The sequence below is a fragment of the Streptomyces sp. NPDC006385 genome (assembly GCF_040612485.1).
Classification (GTDB): Bacteria; Actinomycetota; Actinomycetes; order Streptomycetales; family Streptomycetaceae; genus Streptomyces.
Window position 1 is genome coordinate 26,277 of record NZ_JBEXQG010000003.1, and the last position, 22,756, is coordinate 49,032.

Consider the following 22,756-nt stretch of genomic DNA (forward strand, 5'->3'; position numbering starts at 1 on the left):
AGCGATCTTGCTCCGGCTGTGCAGCCCCACTAGGCTCTCCCCTCGTGCAGGGGGATTCCGCAGGCAGCACCGCCGATCACCTGCCGCGCTTATCGGTCCAGGACGACCCCGGCGAGGGCCAGGACGCAGCGGTTCTGCCGGCCTCCTGGCCGCGTCGGAGCATCGGTACGTTCCTCGGCTGCGTCACGGCCTTGCTCAGCTTCCTCTACTTCCTCGTCGTAGGCACCGCCCTCGGCCCCTTCCTGCTGTGGCCGCTCACCCGCGCCAGTGCCCTCGGCATCCTCATGACCGGAGCCCGTCGGCTGACGACCCTGGAGCGGATCCGCCGGGCCGTCTTCTTCGGCGACCGCTTCCCCGAGCATTACAAGGCATCCGACCAGAAAATGCTTCGCTATCTGGCGGTCCGCAGCTACACGGGACTGCTGTGCGGCGTCGTGCTCGGGCTGCTGGGTTTCGGCATCGTCCTGGCGGGGCTGCTGGTGAGGGGAATAGCCCAGGGAACCGTCCTTTGGGACGAGTTGGTGATGCAGATGCTCCTCGGCAGTGTGCTGCTCTTCCTCGATGTCCAGGGGCTCCACTCACTCGCAACCCTGGACGCGCGCACTGCCCGCGAGTGTTTCGGCCCCTCCGAACGGGAACTGCTGGAGCGGCGCATCCATGAACTGGCTGCCAGCCGGGCAGCGGTCGTGCAGGCGGTGGATGTCGAACGCCGGCGCATCGAGCGGGACCTCCACGACGGAATCCAGCAGCGGATGGTGGCACTGGGCATGCTGCTCGGCCGGGCACGCAGGGGACGCAGTCCTGAGCAAGCAGACGCCCTGCTGCGTCAGGCGCACGAGGAGTCCCGGGACATCCTCGCGGAACTGCGCGAAGTGACCTGGCGGGTCTATCCCTCGGTGTTGGACAGTTTGGGGCTCAAGGAAGCGCTGGGCGGAGTGTCCGAGCGGTGCAGCATCCCCGTCCGTACGGAGTTCGACGTTGGTGGGCCACTTCCACAACCGGTGGAAACCGCAGCGTACTTCGTGGTGTCGGAATGCGTGACCAACACGGCCAAGCACTCCAGTGCCACGGCCGTCGCCGTGCGGGTGGTGCTCCGCGGCAGAGTGCTCACGGTGCAGGTCCAGGACAACGGCAAGGGCGGCGCGAACCCTGCGGGCAGCGGGCTGAGCGGACTGCGCAGCAGGACGGCCGCGCTCGATGGCGTCCTGCGCGTCGACAGCCCTGAAGGGGGACCCACCACCATTACCGCGGAGCTGCCATGCGCCTGATGATCGCCGAGGACTCGACCCTGCTGCGCGAGGGGCTGGTCCGGCTCCTCGTCGAGGAGGGACACCAGGTCCTGGGCGCGTTCGGCGACGCCGTTTCCCTGCTGGAGGAGATGGCCTTGCGGCAACCCGACATCGTCGTCCTCGACATCCGGATGCCTCCGACGCACACCGACGAGGGGCTGCGCGCAGCGCTGGAGATCCGCGAGCGGTGGCCGGAGGTCGGCGTGCTGGTGCTGTCTCAGCACATCGAGCGCAACTATGCAGTGCGACTGCTGGCCTCCCATGCAGAACGCGTGGGATACCTCCTCAAGGACCGCGTTGCTCAGGTGGAGGAGTTCCTGGACGCGTTGGAACGCATCAAGGCGGGGGGCGCTGCCATCGACCCCGAGGTGGTGCGGCAGCTGGTCGTCCGCACGACGCACGCAGATCCGCTGACCCGTCTCACGCCCCGCGAACGCAGCGTTCTGGAGACCCTGGCCCAGGGGCATACCAACACGGCGATCGCGCAGAAGCTGCACATCTCGCTGAGCTCGGTGGAGAAGAACCTCAACGCGATTTTCGACAAGCTGGAGTTGTCCCATACCACCGGTTACAGCCGGCGGATCCTGGCGGTCCTGAGGTATCTAAAGTCGTAGGGACGCCGGTCGCAGGTCACGCCCGCGCTCCTCGCCTGGACCGCCTCATGTTCCCTGGTTCAGCGGTAGGGAGTGGGCCCTTCCCCGGTGCCGATTCAAGATTCTGGTGCACTCCGCACGTCATGGATGCGCGGCTGAGCGCAGTTGGCTGAGCGCCTCTGTGATGCCTGATCACCGAGGCGAGCGTCGGCATACGACCGTTTCCCGGCACTCACACCGCTGCGGGCATCTTCTCGGCCGCGCGACGGCGCTTCCAGTACGCGACGGTCAGCACGGCCAGCAGCGGCCCCCAAAGGATCAGCGGCGCGTAGCAGAAATAGAACCAGGCAGCCTCCCAGCCGGTGGCCTGGCCCGGGTAGCCGGCCGGCAGGTCGTCGCCTCGGATCGTGGTGCCCCTGATCTCAGAGGCAATGAACAAGACGGTGAACAGGAGGGTGAGGATCGTGGCCCCGACGGCGGCCGGGATGACCGCTGCCTTCGTCGGGACACGGCGGCCGCGCAGGAACGGGACCCCGCGCGGGAACACTTCGCCCCAGCGGGCGATCAGGCCGATCGCGGTGAACGCGAAAACCTCGGACACTATGGACAGGAAGACAAGGTACGCCCGCTCACCGACCCCGATCCCGTCGTCGAACGCGGCCGGCAGCCGCCAGATACTCGAGGGCAGGACGGTTAACGGCACGGCGTAGGCCACGAGTTGCATCTGTCGGGACACTCCGGCAACGGGCTCGTGGGCCGCCCGCCATGCAGCGCGGAGTCGTCCGGGGCGGGCGGCAGTGAGTTCTTCGACGTGCAGGCGCGGCTGCATATGCGGTCCTCGGTTTCGGTGGACTGGTGGCCAGCCCGTTCAGTAATGAAGATCCCAGCCAGGGGTGCCACCGAGGATCGCTCTGCGGGCTGAACTCGGCTCCGCCTGAAGGCCGAAGGCCGGTAGAGCGGTGCGACCGAAGGATGACGGCAGGTGCTGCCCGGCAACCAGAGGTCGGACTGTGCAAGCCTGGCCAAGATACGGATCTTCATCTGGCCCTCCGAGTGCTTGACAGCCAGTGGAACCCGCTCCCCACGCCGCCTCCAAGGTGGGCAGGCAACCGGGTTCGTCGTCCTGCCAGTGCCAGAATCCACGAACCCGCGCGTTTCCGCCCGTACCGACAACAAGACCGCCTTGCTGCTCGCCTTCGTCGGCGCCACCCTGGCCGGTGCCTGGACCGTCGCCAAGGACGCACCACTGAACCTCGCCACTGTCCTCGTCGGCGGCGCGGGCATGGTCCTCCTGGTCGCGGCCATCGGCCTTCTGCTCAGCTCCGTCCGCCCCAACCTGGGCGGGACTCACCACGTCGGCTTCCCGCTGTGGGCCACGCTGACCGCCGAGCAGATCGCCGCCGAACTGGCCGACGACCGGCACGCCCAGCAGATCGCCAACCTGTACCAGATCGCCATCGCCAAGTTCACCGGCCTGCGACGGGCAGTCGACCTCACCCGCATAGGCGGCGCACTGCTGATCACCGCAGCCCTGATCGCAGCCAGAGGCGCCGCATGACCCACCCCGCGACCATCGCGGGCCTGGACCCGACCACCCTGGGCGATCTGCTCCGGGTGGCCGGGTCTCCCGGCTTCGACCGCCCTGTCCACATCGGCGAGTTCGTGCGGGACCTGGAGAACGACTCGATAGGCGGCACCTACGCCCGCAACATCTACGCCAACGTCCGCGCGGTGTTGTCAGCCGCAGTGGATGACGGCTCTCGAGTGCTCGCGGTCCGCGACGCCCTGCCCGAGCGCTACCGAGCCATCGTCGACGTGGGCAGCGGCTGCGGCCCCCGACAGGGCGAGATCATCGGCCTGGCCGGAGACACCCTGCAGCTCGACAGCGACACCCTGCGGGTCACCACTCAGGTCAAGCTGATCCGGGGCGTCGCGGTCTTCGCTCCGCCCAAGGGCAACAAGGAGCGGGACGTGCCACTGCCGTGCTCGGCTGCCTCGGCCCTGCGCCAGCGCATGGAGCACTACCCGCCCGTGACCATCAAGCTGCCGTGGGCAAGGCCGGACGGCCCGCTCACCGAACGGCGCCTGATCTTCACCAACACGGCCGACGGAATATCTGGCGAAGCAACTTCAACATCCAGGAATGGAAGCCCGCCCTCGCGGCCGCCTGCCTCATCCCGACGCCCGAACCCGGCGAGCCGTGCGCCTCCGCTCGACAGCACGGAATGCACGCCCTACGCCACTTCTACGCCTCGGTCCTCCTGGACGCGGGCGAGAGCATCAAGGCCGTGAGCGAATACCTCGGGCACTCCGACCCGGCGATGACGCTGCGCGTGTACGCCCACCTGATGCCCAGCAGCAGCGAGCATGCCCGGCCGGGCCTTGGACGGGGTCTTCGGCACGGCCCAGGAACCCTGACGGCCCAGGGACGGCCCAGCGGGCATAAGACGGCCCCCTACACTCTCGTGGCTCGCGGCCCGAGTGCCGCCCCGGCCGCGTGCGGGCATCCTGAAGGCCCGCACGCGGGCGAAGGAGGCAGCGATGATCGCGAGGGTGGCCGTCTGGGAACCGATGCCGACCGATGACCGGGACTGGGTGCTGGAGGCCGCCGCCACCGTGCCCGGTGCGCACGGCGCGTAGCACCTCGTCGATCCCGCGACGGGCAGGGGGCTGTCCATCGCCTTCTTCGAGGACGAGGCGGCGGCTCAGGCGGCACGGGCCGCCATCGAGCGGCGTGCCGAAGAGATCGGCTGGAACGACTCCCCGCACCCGGCGCCCGTCTCCCACACGATCCACCACGTCATCCGGCACACATAGTCCGGCCCAGGTGCGCCCTCAGCCGCTCGGGCGCTCCAGCTTGTCCTTGAGGAGTTGCTCGTCGCGGGGCAGTTCCTTGCGGATCTGTGGGCGGACGACGAGGGGCACCAGGAGCTTGCCGACGCCGTGCCCTTCGAAGTCGATGTCGATCGTCACCCGGGAGCGGCGGCCGTCGTCGAGCGGCTCTATCTCACCGTGGGTGCGTGGCCTGACGGGGCCGTCGACTCCGTGCAGGTCCCAGCTGCGCGGAGGGTCGAGCTCGTCGAACTCGACGGTCATCTGCCTCTCGCGGGTGCCGATGCGCCGGGTGACCCGGACTCGGGAGCCGGTGTGGACGGGTCCCTCGTCGAGTTGTTCCGCCGATACGGCGCTCAGCTGCCATTCCGGCAGGTGGGACGGGTCGGTGATGTACGCGTAGACCTCGTCCGGCGGGCGGTCGACGTCGATGACTTCTCGGATGGCGGTCATGATGACCCCCTTTTTGAAGTGCTGTGCGGTGCCTTGCGGGCGTACACGGAAATCGTCCCACCAGGCGACCCGCGACACCATCGCGCACGTCGCCCGGGGACGCGCACCGCACCCGACGACGCGCACCGCACCCGACGAACCGAGGAGCCCCCGCTCGGGAAGATCGGAGGCTCCAGCAGCTGTGGACCGGGGGGACCTGTCAGCCCGACCCCACGAAGATCACCATGAGCAGCCACACCACGGGCGCCGTGGGCAGCAGCGAGTCCAGCCGGTCCATGATCCCGCCATGCCCCGGCAGCAGCGTGCCCATGTCCTTGATGCCCAGGTCCCGCTTGATCATCGACTCGCCGAGATCACCCAGGGTGGCGCTCGCCGCGACCGCGAGGCCCAGCAGCAGCCCCTGCCACCAGGTGCCGTCGTCGATCAGGAACTCCATGCACAGCGCGCCCGCCACCATCGCGAAGCTCACCGCGCCGAGCAGGCCCTCCCGGGTCTTGCCCGGGCTGATGCGCGGGGCCAGCTTGTGCTTGCCGAAGCGCCAGCCGACGGCGTACGCGCCGGTGTCGCTGACGACCGTCAGGAGCAGGAACGTCAGGACACGGAACGCCCCGTCGTCGGCGGTGAGCATCATCGCGACGAACGTCGCCAGGAACGGCACGTAGAACGCCGCGAAGACGCCCGCCGTGACGTCCTTGAGGTAGCCCTCGGGCGGTTCCGTCATCCGCCAGACCAGCACGGCCAGCGCGGTCAGCGCCATCGACACCCAGGCGCCCTCGGCGCCCCGGACGTACCCGGCGACGACCATGGCCGCACCGCCGACGGCGAGCGGGACGAGCGGCGCCTTGATGCCCTTGCGCTCCTCGAGCCGCTTGGTCAGCTCCCACAGGCCCACGACGACCGCGACCGCGACCACGCCGACGAACACGGCCTTGACGACGAACAGCGACGCGACGATCACCACGCCGAGCCCGACGCCGACCCCTATGGCCGCACCCAGATCGCGCCCCGCGTTCTTCTTCTGCGGCTGGGGCGCCGGCTGCGGGGCGTCGGGCATGGGCTCCGGATTCTGCGGCGCCGCCTCGAAGGACCGCGCCTGCGGCGTGTCGTAAGGCCGCGCATGCGGCGGCTCGTCGCGGAACAAGGGGCCGCTCAGCCGAGCGGCCCCCCGGTCGTCATCCTGGTCTCCGCCATGCGCGGGAACGTCGGGCACGATGGGCATGGGGCGAGTCTGCTGCGCCTCAGGCGCATCGTACGCGGGACCCGCCGGGGCAGCCCCCTGGACAGGTCCGCGCTCGGCGGCCCCCCAGTACCCGGCCTGCCCGGCTTGTGGCGGCGCACCCCAGGAAGAGTCGTTCATCAGACCTCGAGCAGCTCTGCTTCCTTGTGCTTGAGGAGCTCGTCCACCTGAGCGACGTACTTGTGCGTGGTGTCGTCGAGCTCCTTCTCCGCACGGCGGCCCTCGTCCTCGCCGATCTCGCCGTCCTTGATCAGCTTGTCGATGGCGTCCTTGGCCTTGCGGCGGACGGAGCGGATGGACACCTTGGCGTCCTCGCCCTTGCCCTTGGCGACCTTGATGTACTCGCGGCGGCGCTCCTCGGTGAGCTCGGGGAACACCACTCGGATGATGTTGCCGTCGTTGCTCGGGTTGACGCCCAGGTCGGAGTCCCGGATCGCCTGCTCGATGTTGCGAAGCGCGGTCTTGTCGAACGGGGTCACGACCGCCATGCGCGGCTCCGGCACGGAGAACGAAGCCAGCTGGTTGATCGGCGTCGGCGCGCCGTAGTAGTCGGCCACGATCTTGTTGAACATCGCCGGGTGCGCACGGCCGGTGCGGATCGCGGCGAAGTCCTCCTTGGCGACCACGACGGCCTTCTCCATCTTCTCCTCGGCCTCGAGGAGGGTCTCTTCGATCACCACTTGCTCCTGCGTGTCTTGAGTAAAAGGCCCGGCTGCGGTTCCTGGGTGGGGGCGGCGGCCGGCTGCGTCGCGTCTTCTTCCTGCACGGTTCCCGACCGGCAGGACATTGTCCATCCCCCGGTCAGGGTCCGTCCCGTCCGTCCCCCGGACGGGGTGGTTCTCGGGCGTCAGCCCTGACTTCCCTGCTCACCCACAAGCGTGCCGATCTTCTCACCCTTGACGGCGCGGGCGATATTGCCCTCCGTCAGAAGCTCGAAGACGAGGATCGGCAGCTTGTTGTCGCGGCACAGGGTGATCGCGGTGGCGTCGGCGACCTTGAGGTCGCGGGTGATGACCTCGCCGTAGCCGAGGGAGTCGAACTTGACCGCGTCGGGGTTGGTCTTGGGGTCGGCGTCGTAGACCCCGTCCACACCGTTCTTGCCCATGAGCAGCGCCTCGGCGTCGATCTCCAGGGCGCGCTGGGCGGCGGTGGTGTCGGTGGAGAAGTACGGCATGCCCATACCGGCACCGAAGATGACCACGCGGCCCTTCTCCAGGTGACGCACGGCGCGCAGCGGGATGTACGGCTCGGCGACCTGGCCCATGGTGATGGCCGTCTGCACCCGGCTGTCGATGCCCTCCTTCTCCAGGAAGTCCTGGAGGGCGAGGCAGTTCATGACCGTGCCGAGCATGCCCATGTAGTCGGAGCGGGCCCGGTCCATGCCGCGCTGCTGGAGTTCGGCACCGCGGAAGAAGTTGCCGCCGCCGATGACGACCGCGATCTGAGCGCCGTCCCGTACGACCGCCGCGATCTCCCGGGCGATCTTGTGCACCACGTCGGGGTCGACACCGAGACCGCCGCCACCGGCGAAGGCCTCTCCGGACAGCTTCAGCAGAAACCGGCCGCCTACTTTGCCGTCGTCGCTTTTCTGGGCCTTGGTGGTCATCGAGATCCCGCCTTTGTTACGTGGTGCACATACGAAGAAGGCCACTGCCGGTGGGGCGTGTTTCGCATCCCATGCGCGGCAATGGCCTCCTCGTCAGATCTGCTGTCGTCCGTCACGCGCGCGTGCGTGGTGACGGCGTCCGCGGACGACTGCCTTCGACCTTATCGGGGTCGAGTGTCGATCGCGGTACGGACTCAGATGCCGACCTTGATGCGCGCGAAGCGCTTCAGGGTGACACCGGCCTCGTCCAGGACCTTCTGGACCGACTTCTTGTTGTCGAGCGCGTACGGCTGACCGAGCAGCGTGGCGTCCTTGAAGAAGCCGTTCAGGCGGCCCTCGACGATCTTGGCGATCGCGGCCTCGGGCTTGCCCTCGGCGCGGGTGGTCTCCTCGGCGATACGGCGCTCGGACTCGACGACCTCGGCCGGGACGTCCTCCTTGGAGAGGTACTTCGGCGCGAAGGCGGCGATGTGCTGGGCGACGCCCTTGGCGACCTCGGCGTTCGGCTTGTCGAGCTCGACGAGGACACCGATCTGCGGGGGCAGGTCGGGCATCGTGCGGTGCATGTACGCGATCACGAAGCCGTCCGTGAACTGCGCGAAGCGGTCCAGGACGATCTTCTCGCCGAGGTTGGCGTTGGCCTCGTCCACGAACGCCTGGACGGTCTTGCCGGCCTCGATCTCGGAGGCGAGCAGGGCCTCGATGTCGGCCGGGGAGGCCTTGGCGACGTGCTCGGCGATAGCGGTGGCGACGGCCTGGAACTTCTCGCCCTTGGCGACGAAGTCCGTCTCGCACTTCAGCTCGACGAGGACACCGGAGGAGTTGTCGTCGGCGATGAGCGAGACCACGGCGCCGTTCTCGGCGGAGCGGCCCTCGCGCTTGGCGACGCCCTTCTGGCCCTTGATGCGGAGCGCCTCGACGGCCTTCTCGACGTTGCCCTCGGCCTCGTCCAGCGCCTTCTTGCAGTCCATCATGCCGGCGCCCGTGAGCTCACGGAGCTTCTTGACGTCGGCGGCGGTGTAGTTCGCCATGAGTCTGTGAATCTTTCTCGAAGTCTGGAAGATCGAAGATCTACGGGGTACGACCTCCATGGTGAACGGAGATCGCTGTCCTACCGCTGACCTACGGGTGAACGGCGGGAGCGGACTTCACCGCGCCGGGGGCGCTGGTGGAGGCGGTACCGCTCCCGCCGTCAACGCTGACGGGACGGTCAGGCCTGCTCGCCCTCGGCGGCCGGAGCCTCAGCGGCCGGGGCCTCGGCAGCCGGAGCCTCAGGGGCCGGAGCCTCAGCAGCGGCCTCGGCCGGCTTCTCGGCCTCGTCGGCCTTCTTCTCACCCTCGAGCAGGTCGCGCTCCCACTCGGCGAGCGGCTCGCCCGCGGCCTTCTCGCCCTTGCCCTCGGTGGCGACACCGCTGCGGGCGATGAGGCCCTCGGCGACGGCGTCGGCGATGACGCGGGTGAGCAGGGTGACGGAGCGGATCGCGTCGTCGTTGCCCGGGATCTTGTAGTCGACCTCGTCGGGGTCGCAGTTGGTGTCGAGGATCGCGACGACCGGAATGTTCAGCTTCCGGGCCTCACCAACGGCGATGTGCTCCTTCTTGGTGTCCACGATCCAGACGGCGCTGGGCACCTTCTGCATCTCGCGGATACCACCGAGGGTCTTCTCCAGCTTGGCCTTCTCGCGCGAGAGCACGAGAAGCTCCTTCTTGGTCAGACCGGACGCGGCGACGTCCTCGAAGTCGATCTGCTCGAGCTCCTTGAGGCGCTGCAGACGCTTGTAGACGGTCGAGAAGTTGGTGAGCATGCCGCCCAGCCAGCGCTGGTTGACGTAGGGCATGCCGACGCGGGTGGCCTGCTCGGCGATGGCCTCCTGCGCCTGCTTCTTGGTGCCGACGAACATGACCGTGCCGCCGTGGGCGACGGTCTCCTTGACGAACTCGTAGGCGCGGTCGATGTACGACAGCGACTGGAGCAGGTCGATGATGTAGATGCCGTTGCGCTCGGTGAAGATGAAGCGCTTCATCTTCGGGTTCCAACGGCGGGTCTGGTGACCGAAGTGGACGCCGCTCTCCAGCAGCTCCCGCATCGTGACGACGGCCATGGCCGTATCTCCTTGATTGTTCTCGGTTGTGCCGCGGATGCCGGACGGCTTCCGCGCCTGACGCCCACGCGCGCCCTGCCACGAAGGACCGAGGGGCGCTGACACGGACCGTTTCCGGTGGCCGTATCGGGGCGTGCGAAGTCGACCCGGTGACCCGGATCGCCAGAAGAAGTGTACGGGACCCACGGGGCACCGGGTGACGCCGCTGTCCACAACCCGGCAGTTGTCCACAGATCCCGGCCATGATCGGCGGGGGTGCGGGACGGTTCAGTCATGCGAGTGAAGCGATGCGCGAGGACGGAGCGCACGACGAGGACGGCAAGGACGGCGAGGACGGCAAGGACGGCGAGGACGGCGAGGACATGCGGACGGCTGCTGTTGCTGCTGCTCCTGACGGCGGCCGCCCTGCTGACACCGGCCCCACGACTGACCCCGACCGCCACGAGCGCGCCTGCCGCGCCGGCCCCGGCCCCGGCAGTGCCGGCGGTCGGCCGAGCGTGGCCCGTGGGGGTACGCCCGCCGATCCTCCGCGGCTGGGAGCCCCCGGCGACACCGTACGGCCGCGGCCACCGGGGCGTGGACCTCGCGGCTCCTGCCGGGGCGGCGGTGCGTGCGGTGGCGGCGGGGCGGGTGTCCTTCGCGGGCCGGGTCGCGGGGAGGGGCGTGGTGTCGGTGGAGCTGACGGGGACGGGCGACCCGCCGCTGCGGACGACGTACGAGCCGGTACGGGCGTCGGTGAAGAAGGGGGACGAGGTGGCGGCGGGGGAGGTCGTGGGGACGGTGGAGGCCATGGGTGGCTCGCACTGCAAGGCGTCCGCGTGCGTGCACTGGGGCCTGCGAAGAGGCGAGACGTACCTGGACCCGTTGCAGCTTCTGCCTCCGTGGCTGCTTCACAGGGGTCCGTCGAGGCTGCTGCCGGTGCTGGGTGTGCCCTTGCCCGCTTAGCGCACCTGTGACGCACCTCGGCCTTCTTGGCGGCACACCGGCACACCGGCACATCGGCACATCGGCACATCGGCACATCGGCACATCGGCACATCGCCGGCGCGAGTGGAGCGAGCCCACCCGCGCCGGCCTCCACGGGCTCAGCCCCGAACGCCCCGCAAGGCCATGGCCACAGCGGCCTCAGTGATAGCCGCAGGCTCCTCCGCCGCCCCCAACTCGATCCGCCGCACAGCCGCATCCACGACACCCTGCAACAGCATCGCCGCCAGCCGGGGCTCCGCGTGCCCCATCTCCCCCAGTGCCTCGACGATCATCGCGACCAGCCCGCCGTGCGCCGCCCGGATCTTCTCCCGTGCCCCCGCGTCCAGCTCACTCGCGGAGATCGCCACCACAGCCCGGTGCCGTCGGTCCCCGACCAGCGCGAGCTGCTGCCGCACATACGCCTCGACCTTGCCCTCGGCCGTCGACTCCCGCTCCATCGCCGCCGAAACCTCCGCCGCCCACACGGGAAAGTCGACCTCGCACAGCTCCTCGACCACGGCGGCCCGCGAGCGGAAGTACTCGTACACGGACGACCGCGCGAGCCCCGTCCGCTCGGCGAGAGCCGGGAAGGTCAGCGCCTCCGTTCCGCCCTCGGACAACAGGGAACGAGCCGCGTCCAGCAGGGCGGCTCGCTGCATCGACCGGTGCTCGGCCACGGAGGCCGCTCGAATCCTTGGCACGTCCACCACTTTACGGACGCGCCACCACCGACGGGAGTCTCTCCACGCAACCCCACACACGTCCCGCCAGGTCAACGACCGAAGCCGGCCAGCTTCGCCCGCAACTGCAGCACCGACTTGGTGTGGATCTGGCTCACCCGGCTCTCGGTCACACCCAGCACGTTGCCGATCTCGGCGAGGGTCAGCCCCTCGTAGTAGTACAGCGTGACCACGGTCTTCTCCCGCTCGGGCAACGTGTTGATCGCCCGTGCCAGAAACCGCCGCAGCTCCCGGTCCTCGGCCACCTCCACGGGATTGTCCGCGGCGGTGTCCTCCAGCGTGTCCATGACGCTCAGCCCGTCGCCGCCCTCGCCCCCGCCGTGCAGCAGCTCCTCCAGCGCCACCACGTTCGCCAGCGACAACTGGCTGAAGACGGCGTGGAGTTCCTCCACCGCGATCCCCATCTCGACGGCCACCTCGGCCTCCGTCGGCGTCCGCCGCAGCCGCGCCTCCAGCGTCGCGTACGCCCGCTCCACGTTCCGCGCCTTCTGCCGTACCGACCGCGGAATCCAGTCCAGCGCCCGGAGCTCGTCGATCATCGCGCCCCGGATGCGCGTGATCGCGTACGTCTCGAACTTGATCTCCCGGTCGATGTCGAACTTCTCGATCGCGTCGATCAGCCCGAACACCCCCGAGGACACGAAGTCCGCCTGCTCGACGTTGGGCGGCAGACCGACGCTGACCCGGCCCGCCACGTACTTGACGAGCGGCGAGTAGTGCAGGATCAGCTGCTCGCGCAGCCGCTCGTCCCCCGTCGCCTTGTACGACCGCCACAGCTCGTCGAGTGTCGAGGGAGCGGGCGGCCGCACGCTGCCACCGTCACGGGCGGCTGGGGGGATCGCCGCCCGGTCGGACCCGGAGGTGTGCTGGGGCATTCGTTGCCTTGTGCCGTTCTGCCGTGAAGTGGGGCTGCCTGGGGGAGCTGCCGGTCTGACGTCGTTCTGTGCTGTTCGGGGTGTCGAGGTGCCGTTCTGCGCCGGAATCCTCGTGAGCGTAGCGTGACTGCGGCGTCGCGGTGCGCGAAGGGCGGAGCACGAGCCGTACGCAGATACGTTCCGCTGGACGCCCCGCCGGGGCATGGCGATCGCTCTACGTGATCACCCGAACACCCCAACTGGGGGAATTCACAAGGGCATCCGTGTTCCCCCGTACGGCCGAACACACTCGGTCAGCATCGACTTCGACCGGCTCGAACGGACATCATTGCCTGGCGTGTCAACTTCCAGCCGTCGCCGTGTCGTTCGACGTAACCAAGTGAGCGGAGTTCGTACAGTCGCGCGATCGCGTCGTCCTCGCTGGTCTGCGCGCCGCGTGCGACCTCGTCCGCCCTCGCCGCACGACGAGCGGGCAGCGCGGCCAGGACGCGGCGCGCGCCCGGCTCCAGCAGATCGCGCGGCAGGACGGGCCCGCGCCGCTCGGGGGCCAGCTCTCCCATGTCGCCCACGAGTTCGACGACCTCCGCGGCGTCGGTGACCAGCACCGCTTCCCCGCGCAGCAGTTCGTGCGCGCCGGCGGAGAGCCCGCTGGTGGCCGGGCCGGGCACCGCCATCGTGTGACGGCCCAACCGCTGAGCCGCCCGAGCGGTGACCAGTGAGCCGCTGCGGTGGGCGGCCTCGACGACGACCGTGCCTCGTGTCAGTGCCGCGATCACCCGGTTCCGCACGATGAATCTGCTGGGCGTCGGATGATCGCCCGGTGGCAGCTCCCCGATCACGAGTCCCTGGTCGGCGATCCTGTTGATCAACTGGGTGTGACCGCGTGGATAGGGCCGGTCGACCCCGCAGGCGAGCACGGCGACGGTGGCCCCGCCGGCGCCCAGGGCACCCCGGTGGGCGGCGCCGTCGACCCCGTAGGCGCCGCCGGACACGACCACCCAACCCCGCTCCGCGAGCCCGCCGGCGAGTGTGGCCGCCATGTGGGCGCCGTACTCGGTACAGGCCCGCGCCCCGACGACGGCCACGGACCGCAACGCCCACATCCGCAGACTGGCCGGCCCTCGCACCCACAATCCGATGGGACGGGCGTCCCCCAGATCGGCGAGTTGCCCCGGCCATTCGATGTCCCCAGGAGACAGGAACCGCACCCCCGCCTCCCGTGCGACGTCGAGGTCCCGACCGGGTTCGGCCCGCAGCGCCCGAGCCCGCAGCCCGTCCCACCGCTTGTAGCTCACCCCCGGTAAGGGCTCCACCCCCTCCCGCAGCCGCCGCACCACTTCCCCCACCCCGTACTCCCGCACCCACCGTCCGGCCACCTCGTCCCCGGGCTCGACGACCCGGCTGAGAAAGACCCGCCCGAGCAGTTCCTCGTCCGCATCCCCTCCCCCGGTCACGCCATCGCCCCGATGGCCATGGGCACGCCCCGCGGCACACCGGTACGCAGTTGCAGTGCCAGGGCGACGTCCGTCGCGTCGGGCCGGTCGTGACCGACGAGGTCTGCGACGGTCCAGGCCACGCGCAGCACACGGTCGAGTCCGCGGGCGGTCAGTACGCCGCGCTCCAGGTTCCGCTCCGCCTCGTCCATGGCGCCGATCGCGGCATACCAGCGGCTGCGCAGTTCCCGTCCGGGGATCTCGCTGTTCGTCCGCCACGGGGTGCCCGCGAGCCGGGCCGCCGCCCGCTCCCGGGCGGCCCGCACCCGATCGGCGACCGTGGCGGTGGACTCGCCCCGGGCGCCGCGATCGGTCAGCTGCGCGCGTGTGACACGGTCCACCTCCACCCGGAGGTCGACTCGGTCGAGCAGCGGCCCGGACAGCCGTGCCTGATAGCGGCGGATCGCCGAGGGCGGGCATTCGCACATGTCGTCCGTCTGGGAGAAGCGGCCGCAGGGGCAGGGGTTGGCCGCGAGCACCATCAGGAACTTGGCCGGGAAGCGCACGACGCCCGCGCTGCGAGCGATGACGACATGCCCGGCCTCCAGGGGCTGTCGCAGGGCGTCGAGGGCCTGGCTGGTGAACTCGGGCGTCTCGTCGAGGAAGAGGACGCCGCGGTGGGAGAGTGACACCGCGCCGGGCCGCGCGATGCCGGGACCGCCGCCGACCAGCGCCTGCATCGTCGCCGAGTGATGCGGCGCGCAGTAGGGGGCCACGTCGATCAGGGGCTTGCCCGCGGGCAGCAGCCCGGCCACCGAGTGCACCGCCGTCACCTCCAGCGACTCCTCCCTGCGGAGCCGGGGCAGGATGGCCGGCAGCCGTTCCGCGAGCATCGTCTTGCCCGCACCGGGCGGCCCTTCCAGGAACAGGTGATGCCCGCCCGCCGCGGCGACCTCCACGGCCGTGCGCGCCGAGATCTGGCCCACTACATCGGCGAGGTCGTGGCCGTGCTCGGGCTGGGCGGCACCCATGCTGTGCATACCCGTGGCCGCGCCGGTCCCCGGCACGCGCAGACCCGCGAGCAGCGGATCCGGGCGCCCCAGCTCGGCGGGTTCCTCCTCGGGTACCGGCTCGTCCGCGAGGACGGCGATCAGTTGGCGCAGGCTGCGCACGCCCAGTACGGACACTCCCGGCACCAGCGAAGCCTCCGCCGCGGCGCACTCGGGGACGACCACCTGTTCATAGCCGGCGTCCGCCGCGGCCAGGACGGCGGGCAGGATGCCCCGCACGGGACGCACGCGTCCGTCCAGGCCGAGTTCGCCGATCATCACGATGTCGGCGAGGACCCGCGGATCGATCCGTTCGCAGGCGCCGAGAACGGCGCAGGCGACGGCCAGGTCGAATCCGCTGCCCGCCTTGGGCACCGATGCCGGGCTGAGACCGACGGTGAGCTTCTTCTGCGGCCACTCACCGCCCGAATTCACGACGGCCGCCCGCACGCGGTCCCGGCTTTCCGTCAGGCTCTTGTCCGGCAGTCCCACCAAGGTGAACGCCGCCACCCCCGGCTCCAGATCCGCCTGAACCTCCACCACCACACCCTCGACGCCCACGAGGGCCACCGAGCAGGTACGCGCGAACCCCATGTCAGGCCACCCCCCGCGCGTGCTCGACCACCGGCGCGCCGCGCTCGGGCAGGACGACGCCGACGAGGTCGACTCGGACTCCTCCCGGTGGAGCCCCTCCGTGAGCGTGGATCCAGTGTTCGGCGAGGCCGCGCAGGCGCCGCGCCTTCTCGGGCGTGACCGCGGCCATGGGATGCTCGTAGCCGCCGGTCCTGCGGGTCTTCACCTCACAGACGACCAGCACGTCACCGTCCCTGGCGACAATGTCGATCTCGCCGGTCCTGCCACAGCGCCAGTTGCGCTCCAGAACCGTCATCCCGGCTTCGACCAGCCGGCGCGCGGCGAGATTTTCGCCGTACTTGCCGAGTGCACTGCGTGCGTTCATGTCGGCACCACCTCCGGCACCGACAATGAGGGCAGCTCAGCGAGCTATTGGATCTTGGTGGACAAGTCCGCGACTGTGGACAACTTCCTCACCCCTGGGGTGAACGTCACCCACCGGGAAGCTCCAGGTCACTCTTGTTCAGCTCCTCGATGTTCACGTCCTTGAACGTGAGTACCCGGACCTGCTTCACGAACCGAGCCGGCCGGTACATGTCCCACACCCAGGCATCCGCCATGGAGACCTCGAAGAACACCTCACCCTGGACGGAGTGCACCTGCATCTCATAGTCGTTGGTCAGGTAGAAACGCCGCTCGGTCTCGATCACATACTTGAACAGACCGACGACATCGCGGTACTCCCGATAGAGCTTGAGCTCCATCTCGGTCTCGTACTTCTCGAGGTCCTCGGCGCTCATGGCATGTTCCCCTTCAGCCGTGCGATCCCACCATTGTGCGCCAGTCCCGTCAGTACCTAGACAATTTCGGGGTCAAGGGTCACGGGACCGGCGGGGGGACCTTCGTCGAGCAGCCTGCGCAGCAGCTCGGCGAGTCTGGTCGGATACACCGTCTCATGTGCCCGGGCAAGTTCCTGACACGTCCACCAGCGCGCTCCGGCGACGCTGCGCCGCTCCAGCTCGGTCAGGCCCGCGGCCCGGGTCGCCGTCTGCGTCGTACGGGCCAGGTAGTACCACTCGTCCTGGTCCCAGCGACGGCCCGCGAACGGGAAGGAGCACATCCGCCGCCACAGCACGGGGCCGAGTTCGACCTCCGTGATGCCGGTCTCCTCGGCGAGTTCCCGCAGGGCGGCTTCGTCACGGCTCTCATCGCCCTCGACGCCGCCGCCCGGCGTGAACCACCAGTCGTCGGCCGGATCCTCCGGCTCATGGCCGTGCAGCAGCAGAATGCGGTCCTGCGGATCGAGCAGCACCACGCGGGCGACCTTGCGCAGCCCACCGTCGTACGAGTCACCGTACGAGTCGCCGTACGGACTCTCCCCCACGCCCGCCTCGCGGTACGGCCCGTCCGCCACGCCCGCCACCTCAGCGGGCACCCGTGGGCTCCGGCCGGGTGCGGGGGCCGCCTCCGAGCCGCTTGGCGACCGGACCGTACGCCCCGCCACCCAGGACCAGCACGGCACCCGCGACGATCAGCACGACGATCGTCCGCAGCGGGCCGGGCGAGGACAGCGGACCGAGTCCCTCGAACCCCGTGGGGCGTTGCAGCATGCCGTCCATCGGCCAGACAACGGCGTCCACCCGGGCCGACACGGCACTGCGCGCGACGGTCCCCTTGGCGGCGTCGGTGAGATGGGCGGTGGAGTCCAGGGAGCCGCTGCGCTCGTCGCCCAACAGGAAGAGTCGGCCCTTCGGCACCGTAACCGTCGGGAAGTTCTGGATCTCGGCCAGGCCGTCCTCGGCCAGATAGGGCTCGTCGATCTGCTTGCCGTTGACGGTCAGCTTGCCGTCCGTGCAGCAGGCGACCGTGTCCCCGCCGACGGCGACCACGCGCTTGACGACGGGCGCGTTGCTCACCCAGGTCTTGTCGGTGAAGACGACGACGTCACCACGGCGCACCTCATCGCCGTCGACGCGCTGGGCCAGCACCCGGTCCCCCGCGCCGATCGTCGGCGCCATCGAACTGGTGGGCACGGTGTACGGCAGGTAGAGCACCGCTCCCCAGGCGAACCCCCCGAGGAACACCACCAGGCCCAGTGCCACGGCCAGCCCGGACAACCGCTGTCCGGTCCGGCTGCCCGCCGGGCCACCGCTCGCGCCACCGCTACGCGGCGCCGTACGTGTCGTGCTCTCGCCACCCATGGGTCCGCACCCTACCCGGCGGTACCGACACCCGGCAGCCCCTCCTGAGCGCCCGGGGTCACCGGCTCGGCAAAGCTTTCCTCCCAAGCCCGCGCGGCGGCGGTCCCGCTCCATGCGAGGCCGCGAGGCCCGCACCGCCCCCGAAGGGGCCGCCTCAGGCCGTCAGCGGGTCCGGGCCGCGGTCTTGGCGCGCTGCCGGCGCCACAGCACCAGCGGCACCGCACCGGCGAGGGCGAGGCCCTGGGGCGCGACCGTCAGCGCGGCGGACCGGGCGTTGAGGTTCTGGTCGAAGGTGTCCGGGACCGGCAGGTTGTCCCAGCGGTTGACCGGCCAGGCGATCACGATGGCGCGGCCGACGACCTTGTCGACGGGGACCATGCCGTGGTTCTTGTCGGACTGGTTGTAGCGCGAGTCGCGGGAGTTCTGGCGGTGGTCGCCCATGACCCAGATGTAGCCCTTGGGGACCTTCACCTTGAACTGGCCACCCTGGTCGTCCATGCTGCACGGCGTGTTGCCGGGGTAGACGTACGGCTCGTTCAGCGCCTTGCCGTTGACCGTCAGCGGGCCGGTGTTCTTGCACTCGATCGTGTCACCGCCGACGCCGATCACGCGCTTGATGAGGTCCTTCTCCTCCGCGGACGGCATCAGGCCGATCCAGCTGAGGAAGGTCTGGAGGACGTTGGGGTCGGGAGTGGGCTCGCCGAACAGCCACTTGTCGGGGTCGTGGAAGACGACGACCTCGCCGCGCTCGGGCTCGGAGCCGAACCAGGGGGTGAGCTTGTCGACCAGGACTCGGTCACCCTGCTGGAGGGTGTTCTGCATCGAGTCGGAGGGGATCGAGAACGCCTGTACGAGGAACGTCTTGATCAGCAGCGCGAGAACGAGCGCGATGCCGATCAGGATGGGCAGCTCCTTCCAGAAGGAGCGCTGCTTCTTCGGAGTGGGGGAAGCCCCGCCCGAACCCTGACCGCCGGTCGGGGGCTGTCCGCCCGACCCTCCGCCGTCACCGGCCGCTCCGGGGTGGTCATTCCCGGAGGTCACGGCGCCGTCCGCGGCCGGGTCGGCTGCTTCCACGGGGCGTCCGCGGTGCTCCTCGCCGTCGTGCCCGGACCGTGCGCCAACCGCCACATCCCCCACGCCAACTCCTCACTCTGTGCCGCTGCCTGCCCCAAGCGCGGCGCAGGCCCACTACTCCCATAACGAGCGGGAGTTCCGCAGGGCTCGGGAGCTGGATCGTTCCGTTCGATTCGTCGTGAGCAACCCTATGCGACAGCCGGGGGGCCGCGGTCGACCCGGTCGCCGAGTCGGACACCGAAGCGTAGGTTTTCGGTTCGTCCAGGGAAGTCCAGTGGCCGAGCGGCCAGGCGATCCACATGGCCCGTCCGACGACCTCGTCCTCGGAGACGGTGCCGCCGTAGTCCTGGTCCTGGTGCGAGCGGGAGTCCGCGGAGTCGGCCCGGTGATCGCCCATGACCCACAGCCGCCCCTGCGGGACGGTGATGTCGAACTCCGCGTTGGAGGGGGCGTTGCCCGGATACAGGTAGTCCTCGTTCAGGGGAACGCCGTTGACGGTGACCCGCCCCTGCGTGTCACAGCACTTCACCCGGTCGCCACCGACGCCCACCACGCGCTTGATGAGGTCCTTCTCGTCGTCGGAGGGCAGCAGACCGATGAAGGTGAGGGCCTGCTTGACCTGCTTGACGACGATGGGGTCCTCCTTCTTCACCGTCGTCTGCTCGTCCCGGAGCCAGCCGCCGGGGTCCTTGAAGACCACGACGTCCCCGCGCTGCGGCTTGGAGCCGAACCAGGGGGTGAGCTTGTCGACCAGGACGCGGTCGCCGACCTGGATGGTCTGCTCCATGGAACCGGACGGGATCACGAACGCCTGGACGAGAAAGGTCTTCAGTACGAGCGCTATGAGGACCGCGACGCCGACGAGGAGGGGTATCTCCTTCATCGCGGAACGCCTGCGGCGCCGTTTGACCTTGCGCTGGAGCTTGCGCCGCTCCGCGCGCGTACGACCGCCGGCCGGGCTGGCGGCGCGCCGGGCACCGGTGGGCAGCAGATTGTCGACGGGGCTGCTGGGTACGCCACGCGGCTTGCCACGGTTACCCATGCGCACCCTCCACCGCGGGCACGCGCGCGTAGGCGTCCGGACGCTGGAGGTGGGTCCAGTGGTCAGTCGGCCATACGATCCAGTCGGCGCGGCCGATGACGTCGTCGACCGGGATCATGCCGCCCCCCGGCGAGCCCAGATGGTCGCGGGAGTCGCTGGACTCGCTGCGGTGGTCGCCGAGGAGGAACAGGCTGCCGTCGGGCACGACCGCGTCGAAGCGCACCTGGGACGGCTTGTCGCCGGGGTGCAGGAACGTCGACTCGTCGACCGACCGGCCGTTCACCTGGATCCTCCCCTCCTTGTCGCAGCAGACCACGTGGTCGCCCCCCACACCCACAACGCGCTTGATGTAGTCGGCATCCCCGAAATACCCGGTTCCGTCGAACACGACAACATCGCCGCGCTGCGGCTCGGCACCGAAACGGTACGCCAACTTGTTTACGAGAACCCGGTCTCCGACCCTCAATCCGGACTCCATGGATCCGCTCGGGATCTGGAACGGCTGCAGCACGAACGTGTTGAGCAGCAGCAGAAACACGAGGAAGACCAGCAGGGTCAGGCTGATCCGCCCGCCCGGGAGCCAGTCCGCGATCCGCGACATCAACGCGAAGCGCGACCGTCCCTCCTGCCCCTCTGTGTCCGAGATCTCCTCGGAGTCGGAAGGGTGGGAGGAGCGGTCGCGCTCCGTCGGCTGTGCTTCGGTGTCCATCGGGGCCAGATGTTATCCGGCCCCCTGTGGACCCTGCGGGGGCGATCCCCCGCAAGCGCTCAGCTCTCGCGCTTCTCCTTGATCTTCGCGGCCTTGCCGCGCAGGTCGCGCAGGTAGTACAGCTTGGCGCGACGCACGTCACCGCGGGTGACGAGCTCGATCTTCTCGACGATCGGGGTGTGCACCGGGAAGGTGCGCTCGACGCCGACGGAGAAGGAGACCTTGCGGACCGTGAAGGTCTCGCGCACGCCGGCGCCCTGACGGCGGATCACAACGCCCTTGAACTGCTGCACACGGGAGCGGTTGCCCTCGATGACGCGGACGTGGACGTTGACGGTGTCGCCCGGGCGGAAGGCCGGGACGTCGCTGCGCAGCGACGCGGCGTCGACGGAGTCGAGCAGGTGAGACATTTCGTCTGCTTTCTTCGCTGATGCCACAGGTCATCAACGGGAACTAGGTGTTCTGGATGAGAGTCGTGCGCGTCGGGGCGGGCGTCGTGTCCCCCTGTGGCAGGGGCGCACGCCGGACGGCGCACAACAGCGACCTATTCTTCCACGCCGTCGGTCCTGCGCCAAAATCGGCCGAACCGCTCCCCTTCGGGGTCGGGCATCCAGCCCAGGATGGAGAGCATCTCGCGGTCCTTCTTGTCGAAGGCCTTGGGGTCGCAGCGCTCGATGAGGTCGGGGCGGTTCGCCGTCGTACGCCTGAGCGCCTCGTCGCGGCGCCAGCGGGCGATCTTGCCGTGGTGGCCGCTGAGCAGCACGTCGGGGATGCCCCGGCCGCGCCACTGGGGCGGCTTGGTGTAGACGGGGCCCTCCAGGAGGTTGGCCATGGCGCCGGGTGCGAAGGAGTCGTCCCGGTGCGATTCGGCGTTCCCGAGGACGCCGGGCAGTAGCCGGGCCACGGCCTCCGTGATGACCAGTACGGCCGCCTCGCCGCCGGCGAGGACGTAGTCGCCGATGGACACCTCGTGGACGGGCATCCGGGTCGCGTACTCGTCGATGACGCGGCGGTCGATGCCCTCGTAGCGGGCCGGCGTGAAGATCAGCCAGGGCCGCTCGGAGAGCTCGACGGCGAGTTCCTGGGTGAAGGGGCGGCCGCTGGGCGTGGGGACGATCAGGGACGGCGCGTGCGCGCCCGTCTCGTAGCCGTCCGCCAGGACGGAGTCCAGCGCGTCCGCCCAGGGCTCGGTCTTCATGACCATGCCGGGGCCGCCGCCGTACGGCGTGTCGTCGACCGTGTGGTGGCGGTCGTACGTGAAGTCCCGCAGGTCGTGCACCCGCACGTTCAGCTGTCCACGCGCGCGTGCCTTGCCGACGAGGGAGACGTTCAGCGGCTCCAGGTACTCGGGGAAGATCGTGACGACGTCGAGCCGCATCAGCTCTCGGCCTCCGTGTCACGGGACGAGGCGATGTCGGCCCGGTCGTCGATCAGACCCGGCGGCGGGGTGATGACCGCCCGCTGCTCCTGCAGGTCGATCTCGACGACGATCTCCTCGACGAACGGGATCATCACCTCGCTGCCGTCGGGCCGTTCCACGATGAAGAGGTCCTGGGAGGGCAGGTGCGAGATCTCGGTGATCCGGCCGACCTCCGCGCCGTCGGCGGTGACCACGTCCAGGTCGATCAGCTGGTGGTCGTAGTACTCGTCCTCCTCCTCGGGCAGCTCGTCCGGGTCGACCTCGGCGATCAGGAGGGTGTTGCGCAGGGCCTCGGCCGCGGTGCGGTCGGTGACGCCCTCGAAGCGGAGCAGGAGGCGGCTGCTGTGCACCCGGCCAGTCTCGATGGTGAGCGGGCCCACCGCGGCGGGATCGGTGAGCAGGACGGCGCCGGGCGCGAGCCGCAGTTCCGGCTCGTCGGTACGGACCTCGACGGTGACCTCGCCCTTGATGCCATGGGCGCGGCCGATCCGCGCGACTACGAGCTGCACTTTCGAAGATCTCCTGTCATCACGACGTCGGGCCGGGGACGGCCCAGTGGCCCT

25 protein-coding genes and 1 pseudogene are annotated in these 22,756 nt (G+C 69.6%); 5 read left to right on the forward strand and 21 right to left on the reverse strand.

Annotation, left to right across the window (positions count from 1 at the left end):
- Positions 1 to 134 precede the first annotated feature (134 nt).
- Together ABZ078_RS02780 and ABZ078_RS02785 are read left to right on the forward strand one after the other, a co-directional pair.
- Positions 135 to 1,268, forward strand: coding sequence for a sensor histidine kinase (locus ABZ078_RS02780; RefSeq protein WP_356571297.1), 1,134 nt, complete (start codon positions 135 to 137; stop codon positions 1,266 to 1,268).
- Positions 1,259 to 1,903, forward strand: a complete 645-nt coding sequence (locus ABZ078_RS02785; protein WP_356570949.1) for a response regulator transcription factor — start codon at positions 1,259 to 1,261, stop codon at positions 1,901 to 1,903. The genes ABZ078_RS02780 and ABZ078_RS02785 overlap by 10 nt, the downstream gene beginning before the upstream one ends.
- 211 nt (positions 1,904 to 2,114) lie before the next feature.
- Here the strand turns inward: ABZ078_RS02785 and ABZ078_RS02790 are convergent, their stop codons facing one another.
- A complete protein-coding gene (locus ABZ078_RS02790; RefSeq protein ID WP_356570951.1) occupies positions 2,115 to 2,711 on the reverse strand; it encodes a hypothetical protein in 597 nt (198 codons plus the stop codon).
- A gap of 300 nt (positions 2,712 to 3,011) precedes the next feature.
- Here ABZ078_RS02790 and ABZ078_RS02795 point away from each other — a divergent pair, with 300 nt between their 5' ends.
- Together ABZ078_RS02795 and ABZ078_RS02800 are read left to right on the forward strand one after the other, a co-directional pair.
- Complete coding sequence (locus ABZ078_RS02795) at positions 3,012 to 3,440, forward strand: Pycsar system effector family protein (protein WP_356570953.1); 429 nt, start codon at positions 3,012 to 3,014, stop codon at positions 3,438 to 3,440.
- A gap of 80 nt (positions 3,441 to 3,520) precedes the next feature.
- Positions 3,521 to 4,300 (forward strand): annotated as a pseudogene (locus ABZ078_RS02800) (site-specific integrase); the annotation flags it as partial.
- Positions 4,301 to 4,717: 417 nt separating this feature from the next.
- Here the strand turns inward: ABZ078_RS02800 and ABZ078_RS02805 are convergent.
- The 6 genes from ABZ078_RS02805 to rpsB all read right to left on the reverse strand — a co-directional run bounded on the left by ABZ078_RS02805 (position 4,718) and on the right by rpsB (position 10,111).
- Complete coding sequence (locus ABZ078_RS02805) at positions 4,718 to 5,167, reverse strand: SRPBCC family protein (protein ID WP_356570954.1); 450 nt, start codon at positions 5,165 to 5,167, stop codon at positions 4,718 to 4,720.
- Between the two features lie 199 nt (positions 5,168 to 5,366).
- A complete protein-coding gene (locus tag ABZ078_RS02810; RefSeq protein ID WP_356570956.1) occupies positions 5,367 to 6,524 on the reverse strand; it encodes a phosphatidate cytidylyltransferase in 1,158 nt (385 codons plus the stop codon).
- Complete coding sequence (gene frr / locus ABZ078_RS02815; protein WP_031485072.1) at positions 6,524 to 7,081, reverse strand: ribosome recycling factor; 558 nt, start codon at positions 7,079 to 7,081, stop codon at positions 6,524 to 6,526. The genes ABZ078_RS02810 and frr overlap by 1 nt, the downstream gene beginning before the upstream one ends.
- Before the next feature lie 170 nt (positions 7,082 to 7,251).
- Positions 7,252 to 8,010, reverse strand: a complete 759-nt coding sequence (gene pyrH, locus ABZ078_RS02820; protein ID WP_356570958.1) for a UMP kinase — start codon at positions 8,008 to 8,010, stop codon at positions 7,252 to 7,254.
- Between the two features lie 194 nt (positions 8,011 to 8,204).
- Entirely contained in the window at positions 8,205 to 9,041 is an 837-nt protein-coding gene (gene tsf, locus ABZ078_RS02825) for a translation elongation factor Ts (RefSeq protein WP_356570960.1), read from the reverse strand.
- A gap of 179 nt (positions 9,042 to 9,220) precedes the next feature.
- The gene (gene rpsB / locus ABZ078_RS02830) at positions 9,221 to 10,111 is read right to left on the reverse strand and encodes a 30S ribosomal protein S2 (RefSeq protein WP_356570962.1); all 891 of its coding nucleotides are present in this window, start codon (positions 10,109 to 10,111) and stop codon (positions 9,221 to 9,223) included.
- Between the two features lie 375 nt (positions 10,112 to 10,486).
- Between rpsB and ABZ078_RS02835 the strand changes: the two genes are divergently transcribed.
- Positions 10,487 to 11,056 (forward strand): peptidoglycan DD-metalloendopeptidase family protein, encoded by a 570-nt coding sequence (locus ABZ078_RS02835; protein WP_356571299.1) that lies wholly within the window; start codon positions 10,487 to 10,489, stop codon positions 11,054 to 11,056.
- Between the two features lie 140 nt (positions 11,057 to 11,196).
- Here the strand turns inward: ABZ078_RS02835 and ABZ078_RS02840 are convergent, their stop codons facing one another.
- The 14 genes from ABZ078_RS02840 to rimM form a co-directional block, all read right to left on the reverse strand.
- Complete coding sequence (locus ABZ078_RS02840; RefSeq protein WP_356571301.1) at positions 11,197 to 11,754, reverse strand: helix-turn-helix domain-containing protein; 558 nt, start codon at positions 11,752 to 11,754, stop codon at positions 11,197 to 11,199.
- 95 nt (positions 11,755 to 11,849) lie between these two features.
- Positions 11,850 to 12,692, reverse strand: a complete 843-nt coding sequence (whiG, locus tag ABZ078_RS02845; RefSeq protein ID WP_356570963.1) for an RNA polymerase sigma factor WhiG — start codon at positions 12,690 to 12,692, stop codon at positions 11,850 to 11,852.
- 293 nt (positions 12,693 to 12,985) lie between these two features.
- Complete coding sequence (gene dprA, locus ABZ078_RS02850; protein ID WP_356570965.1) at positions 12,986 to 14,146, reverse strand: DNA-processing protein DprA; 1,161 nt, start codon at positions 14,144 to 14,146, stop codon at positions 12,986 to 12,988.
- Positions 14,143 to 15,768, reverse strand: a complete 1,626-nt coding sequence (locus ABZ078_RS02855; protein WP_356570967.1) for a YifB family Mg chelatase-like AAA ATPase — start codon at positions 15,766 to 15,768, stop codon at positions 14,143 to 14,145. Before ABZ078_RS02855 ends, dprA begins: the two co-directional genes overlap by 4 nt.
- A 1-nt stretch (position 15,769) precedes the next feature.
- Positions 15,770 to 16,132 carry a YraN family protein gene (locus ABZ078_RS02860; protein ID WP_356570969.1) on the reverse strand — a complete coding sequence of 121 codons (363 nt, stop codon included), beginning with the start codon at positions 16,130 to 16,132 and terminating at the stop codon, positions 15,770 to 15,772.
- Between the two features lie 106 nt (positions 16,133 to 16,238).
- A complete protein-coding gene (locus ABZ078_RS02865; protein WP_003965949.1) occupies positions 16,239 to 16,547 on the reverse strand; it encodes a DUF2469 domain-containing protein in 309 nt (102 codons plus the stop codon).
- Positions 16,548 to 16,603: 56 nt separating this feature from the next.
- Positions 16,604 to 17,131: an NUDIX hydrolase gene (locus tag ABZ078_RS02870; protein WP_356571303.1), complete on the reverse strand. Its 528-nt coding sequence runs from the start codon at positions 17,129 to 17,131 to the stop codon at positions 16,604 to 16,606.
- Positions 17,132 to 17,171: 40 nt separating this feature from the next.
- Positions 17,172 to 17,948: a signal peptidase I gene (gene lepB / locus ABZ078_RS02875; protein WP_356570971.1), complete on the reverse strand. Its 777-nt coding sequence runs from the start codon at positions 17,946 to 17,948 to the stop codon at positions 17,172 to 17,174.
- 162 nt (positions 17,949 to 18,110) lie between these two features.
- Entirely contained in the window at positions 18,111 to 19,085 is a 975-nt protein-coding gene (lepB, locus tag ABZ078_RS02880) for a signal peptidase I (RefSeq protein ID WP_356570973.1), read from the reverse strand.
- The gene (gene lepB, locus ABZ078_RS02885; protein ID WP_356570975.1) at positions 18,973 to 20,064 is read right to left on the reverse strand and encodes a signal peptidase I; all 1,092 of its coding nucleotides are present in this window, start codon (positions 20,062 to 20,064) and stop codon (positions 18,973 to 18,975) included. Before lepB (ABZ078_RS02885) ends, lepB (ABZ078_RS02880) begins: the two co-directional genes overlap by 113 nt.
- Positions 20,057 to 20,773: a signal peptidase I gene (gene lepB / locus ABZ078_RS02890; protein ID WP_356570977.1), complete on the reverse strand. Its 717-nt coding sequence runs from the start codon at positions 20,771 to 20,773 to the stop codon at positions 20,057 to 20,059. The genes lepB (ABZ078_RS02885) and lepB (ABZ078_RS02890) overlap by 8 nt, the downstream gene beginning before the upstream one ends.
- A 59-nt stretch (positions 20,774 to 20,832) precedes the next feature.
- A complete protein-coding gene (rplS, locus tag ABZ078_RS02895) occupies positions 20,833 to 21,183 on the reverse strand; it encodes a 50S ribosomal protein L19 (RefSeq protein WP_019760519.1) in 351 nt (116 codons plus the stop codon).
- 134 nt (positions 21,184 to 21,317) lie between these two features.
- On the reverse strand, positions 21,318 to 22,151 hold the full coding sequence (gene trmD, locus ABZ078_RS02900; RefSeq protein WP_356570979.1) for a tRNA (guanosine(37)-N1)-methyltransferase TrmD: 834 nt from the start codon (positions 22,149 to 22,151) through the stop codon (positions 21,318 to 21,320).
- A complete protein-coding gene (gene rimM / locus ABZ078_RS02905; protein WP_356570981.1) occupies positions 22,151 to 22,702 on the reverse strand; it encodes a ribosome maturation factor RimM in 552 nt (183 codons plus the stop codon). Before rimM ends, trmD begins: the two co-directional genes overlap by 1 nt.
- Positions 22,703 to 22,756 lie beyond the last annotated feature (54 nt).

What these genes read in the sequence shown, in the direction of transcription:
- ABZ078_RS02785 (WP_356570949.1), top strand. Translation starts at nt 1,259, where the DNA reads ATGCGCCTGATGATCGCCGAGGACTCGACCCTGCTGCGCGAGGGGCTG.
- ABZ078_RS02790 (WP_356570951.1), bottom strand. Translation starts at nt 2,711, where the DNA reads ATGCAGCCGCGCCTGCACGTCGAAGAACTCACTGCCGCCCGCCCCGGA.
- ABZ078_RS02805 (WP_356570954.1), bottom strand. Translation starts at nt 5,167, where the DNA reads ATGACCGCCATCCGAGAAGTCATCGACGTCGACCGCCCGCCGGACGAG.
- ABZ078_RS02810 (WP_356570956.1), bottom strand. Translation starts at nt 6,524, where the DNA reads ATGAACGACTCTTCCTGGGGTGCGCCGCCACAAGCCGGGCAGGCCGGG.
- pyrH (WP_356570958.1), bottom strand. Translation starts at nt 8,010, where the DNA reads ATGACCACCAAGGCCCAGAAAAGCGACGACGGCAAAGTAGGCGGCCGG.
- tsf (WP_356570960.1), bottom strand. Translation starts at nt 9,041, where the DNA reads ATGGCGAACTACACCGCCGCCGACGTCAAGAAGCTCCGTGAGCTCACG.
- rpsB (WP_356570962.1), bottom strand. Translation starts at nt 10,111, where the DNA reads ATGGCCGTCGTCACGATGCGGGAGCTGCTGGAGAGCGGCGTCCACTTC.
- whiG (WP_356570963.1), bottom strand. Translation starts at nt 12,692, where the DNA reads ATGCCCCAGCACACCTCCGGGTCCGACCGGGCGGCGATCCCCCCAGCC.
- ABZ078_RS02855 (WP_356570967.1), bottom strand. Translation starts at nt 15,768, where the DNA reads ATGGGGTTCGCGCGTACCTGCTCGGTGGCCCTCGTGGGCGTCGAGGGT.
- ABZ078_RS02860 (WP_356570969.1), bottom strand. Translation starts at nt 16,132, where the DNA reads ATGAACGCACGCAGTGCACTCGGCAAGTACGGCGAAAATCTCGCCGCG.
- ABZ078_RS02865 (WP_003965949.1), bottom strand. Translation starts at nt 16,547, where the DNA reads ATGAGCGCCGAGGACCTCGAGAAGTACGAGACCGAGATGGAGCTCAAG.
- lepB (WP_356570971.1), bottom strand. Translation starts at nt 17,948, where the DNA reads ATGGGTGGCGAGAGCACGACACGTACGGCGCCGCGTAGCGGTGGCGCG.
- lepB (WP_356570975.1), bottom strand. Translation starts at nt 20,064, where the DNA reads ATGGGTAACCGTGGCAAGCCGCGTGGCGTACCCAGCAGCCCCGTCGAC.
- lepB (WP_356570977.1), bottom strand. Translation starts at nt 20,773, where the DNA reads ATGGACACCGAAGCACAGCCGACGGAGCGCGACCGCTCCTCCCACCCT.
- rplS (WP_019760519.1), bottom strand. Translation starts at nt 21,183, where the DNA reads ATGTCTCACCTGCTCGACTCCGTCGACGCCGCGTCGCTGCGCAGCGAC.
- trmD (WP_356570979.1), bottom strand. Translation starts at nt 22,151, where the DNA reads ATGCGGCTCGACGTCGTCACGATCTTCCCCGAGTACCTGGAGCCGCTG.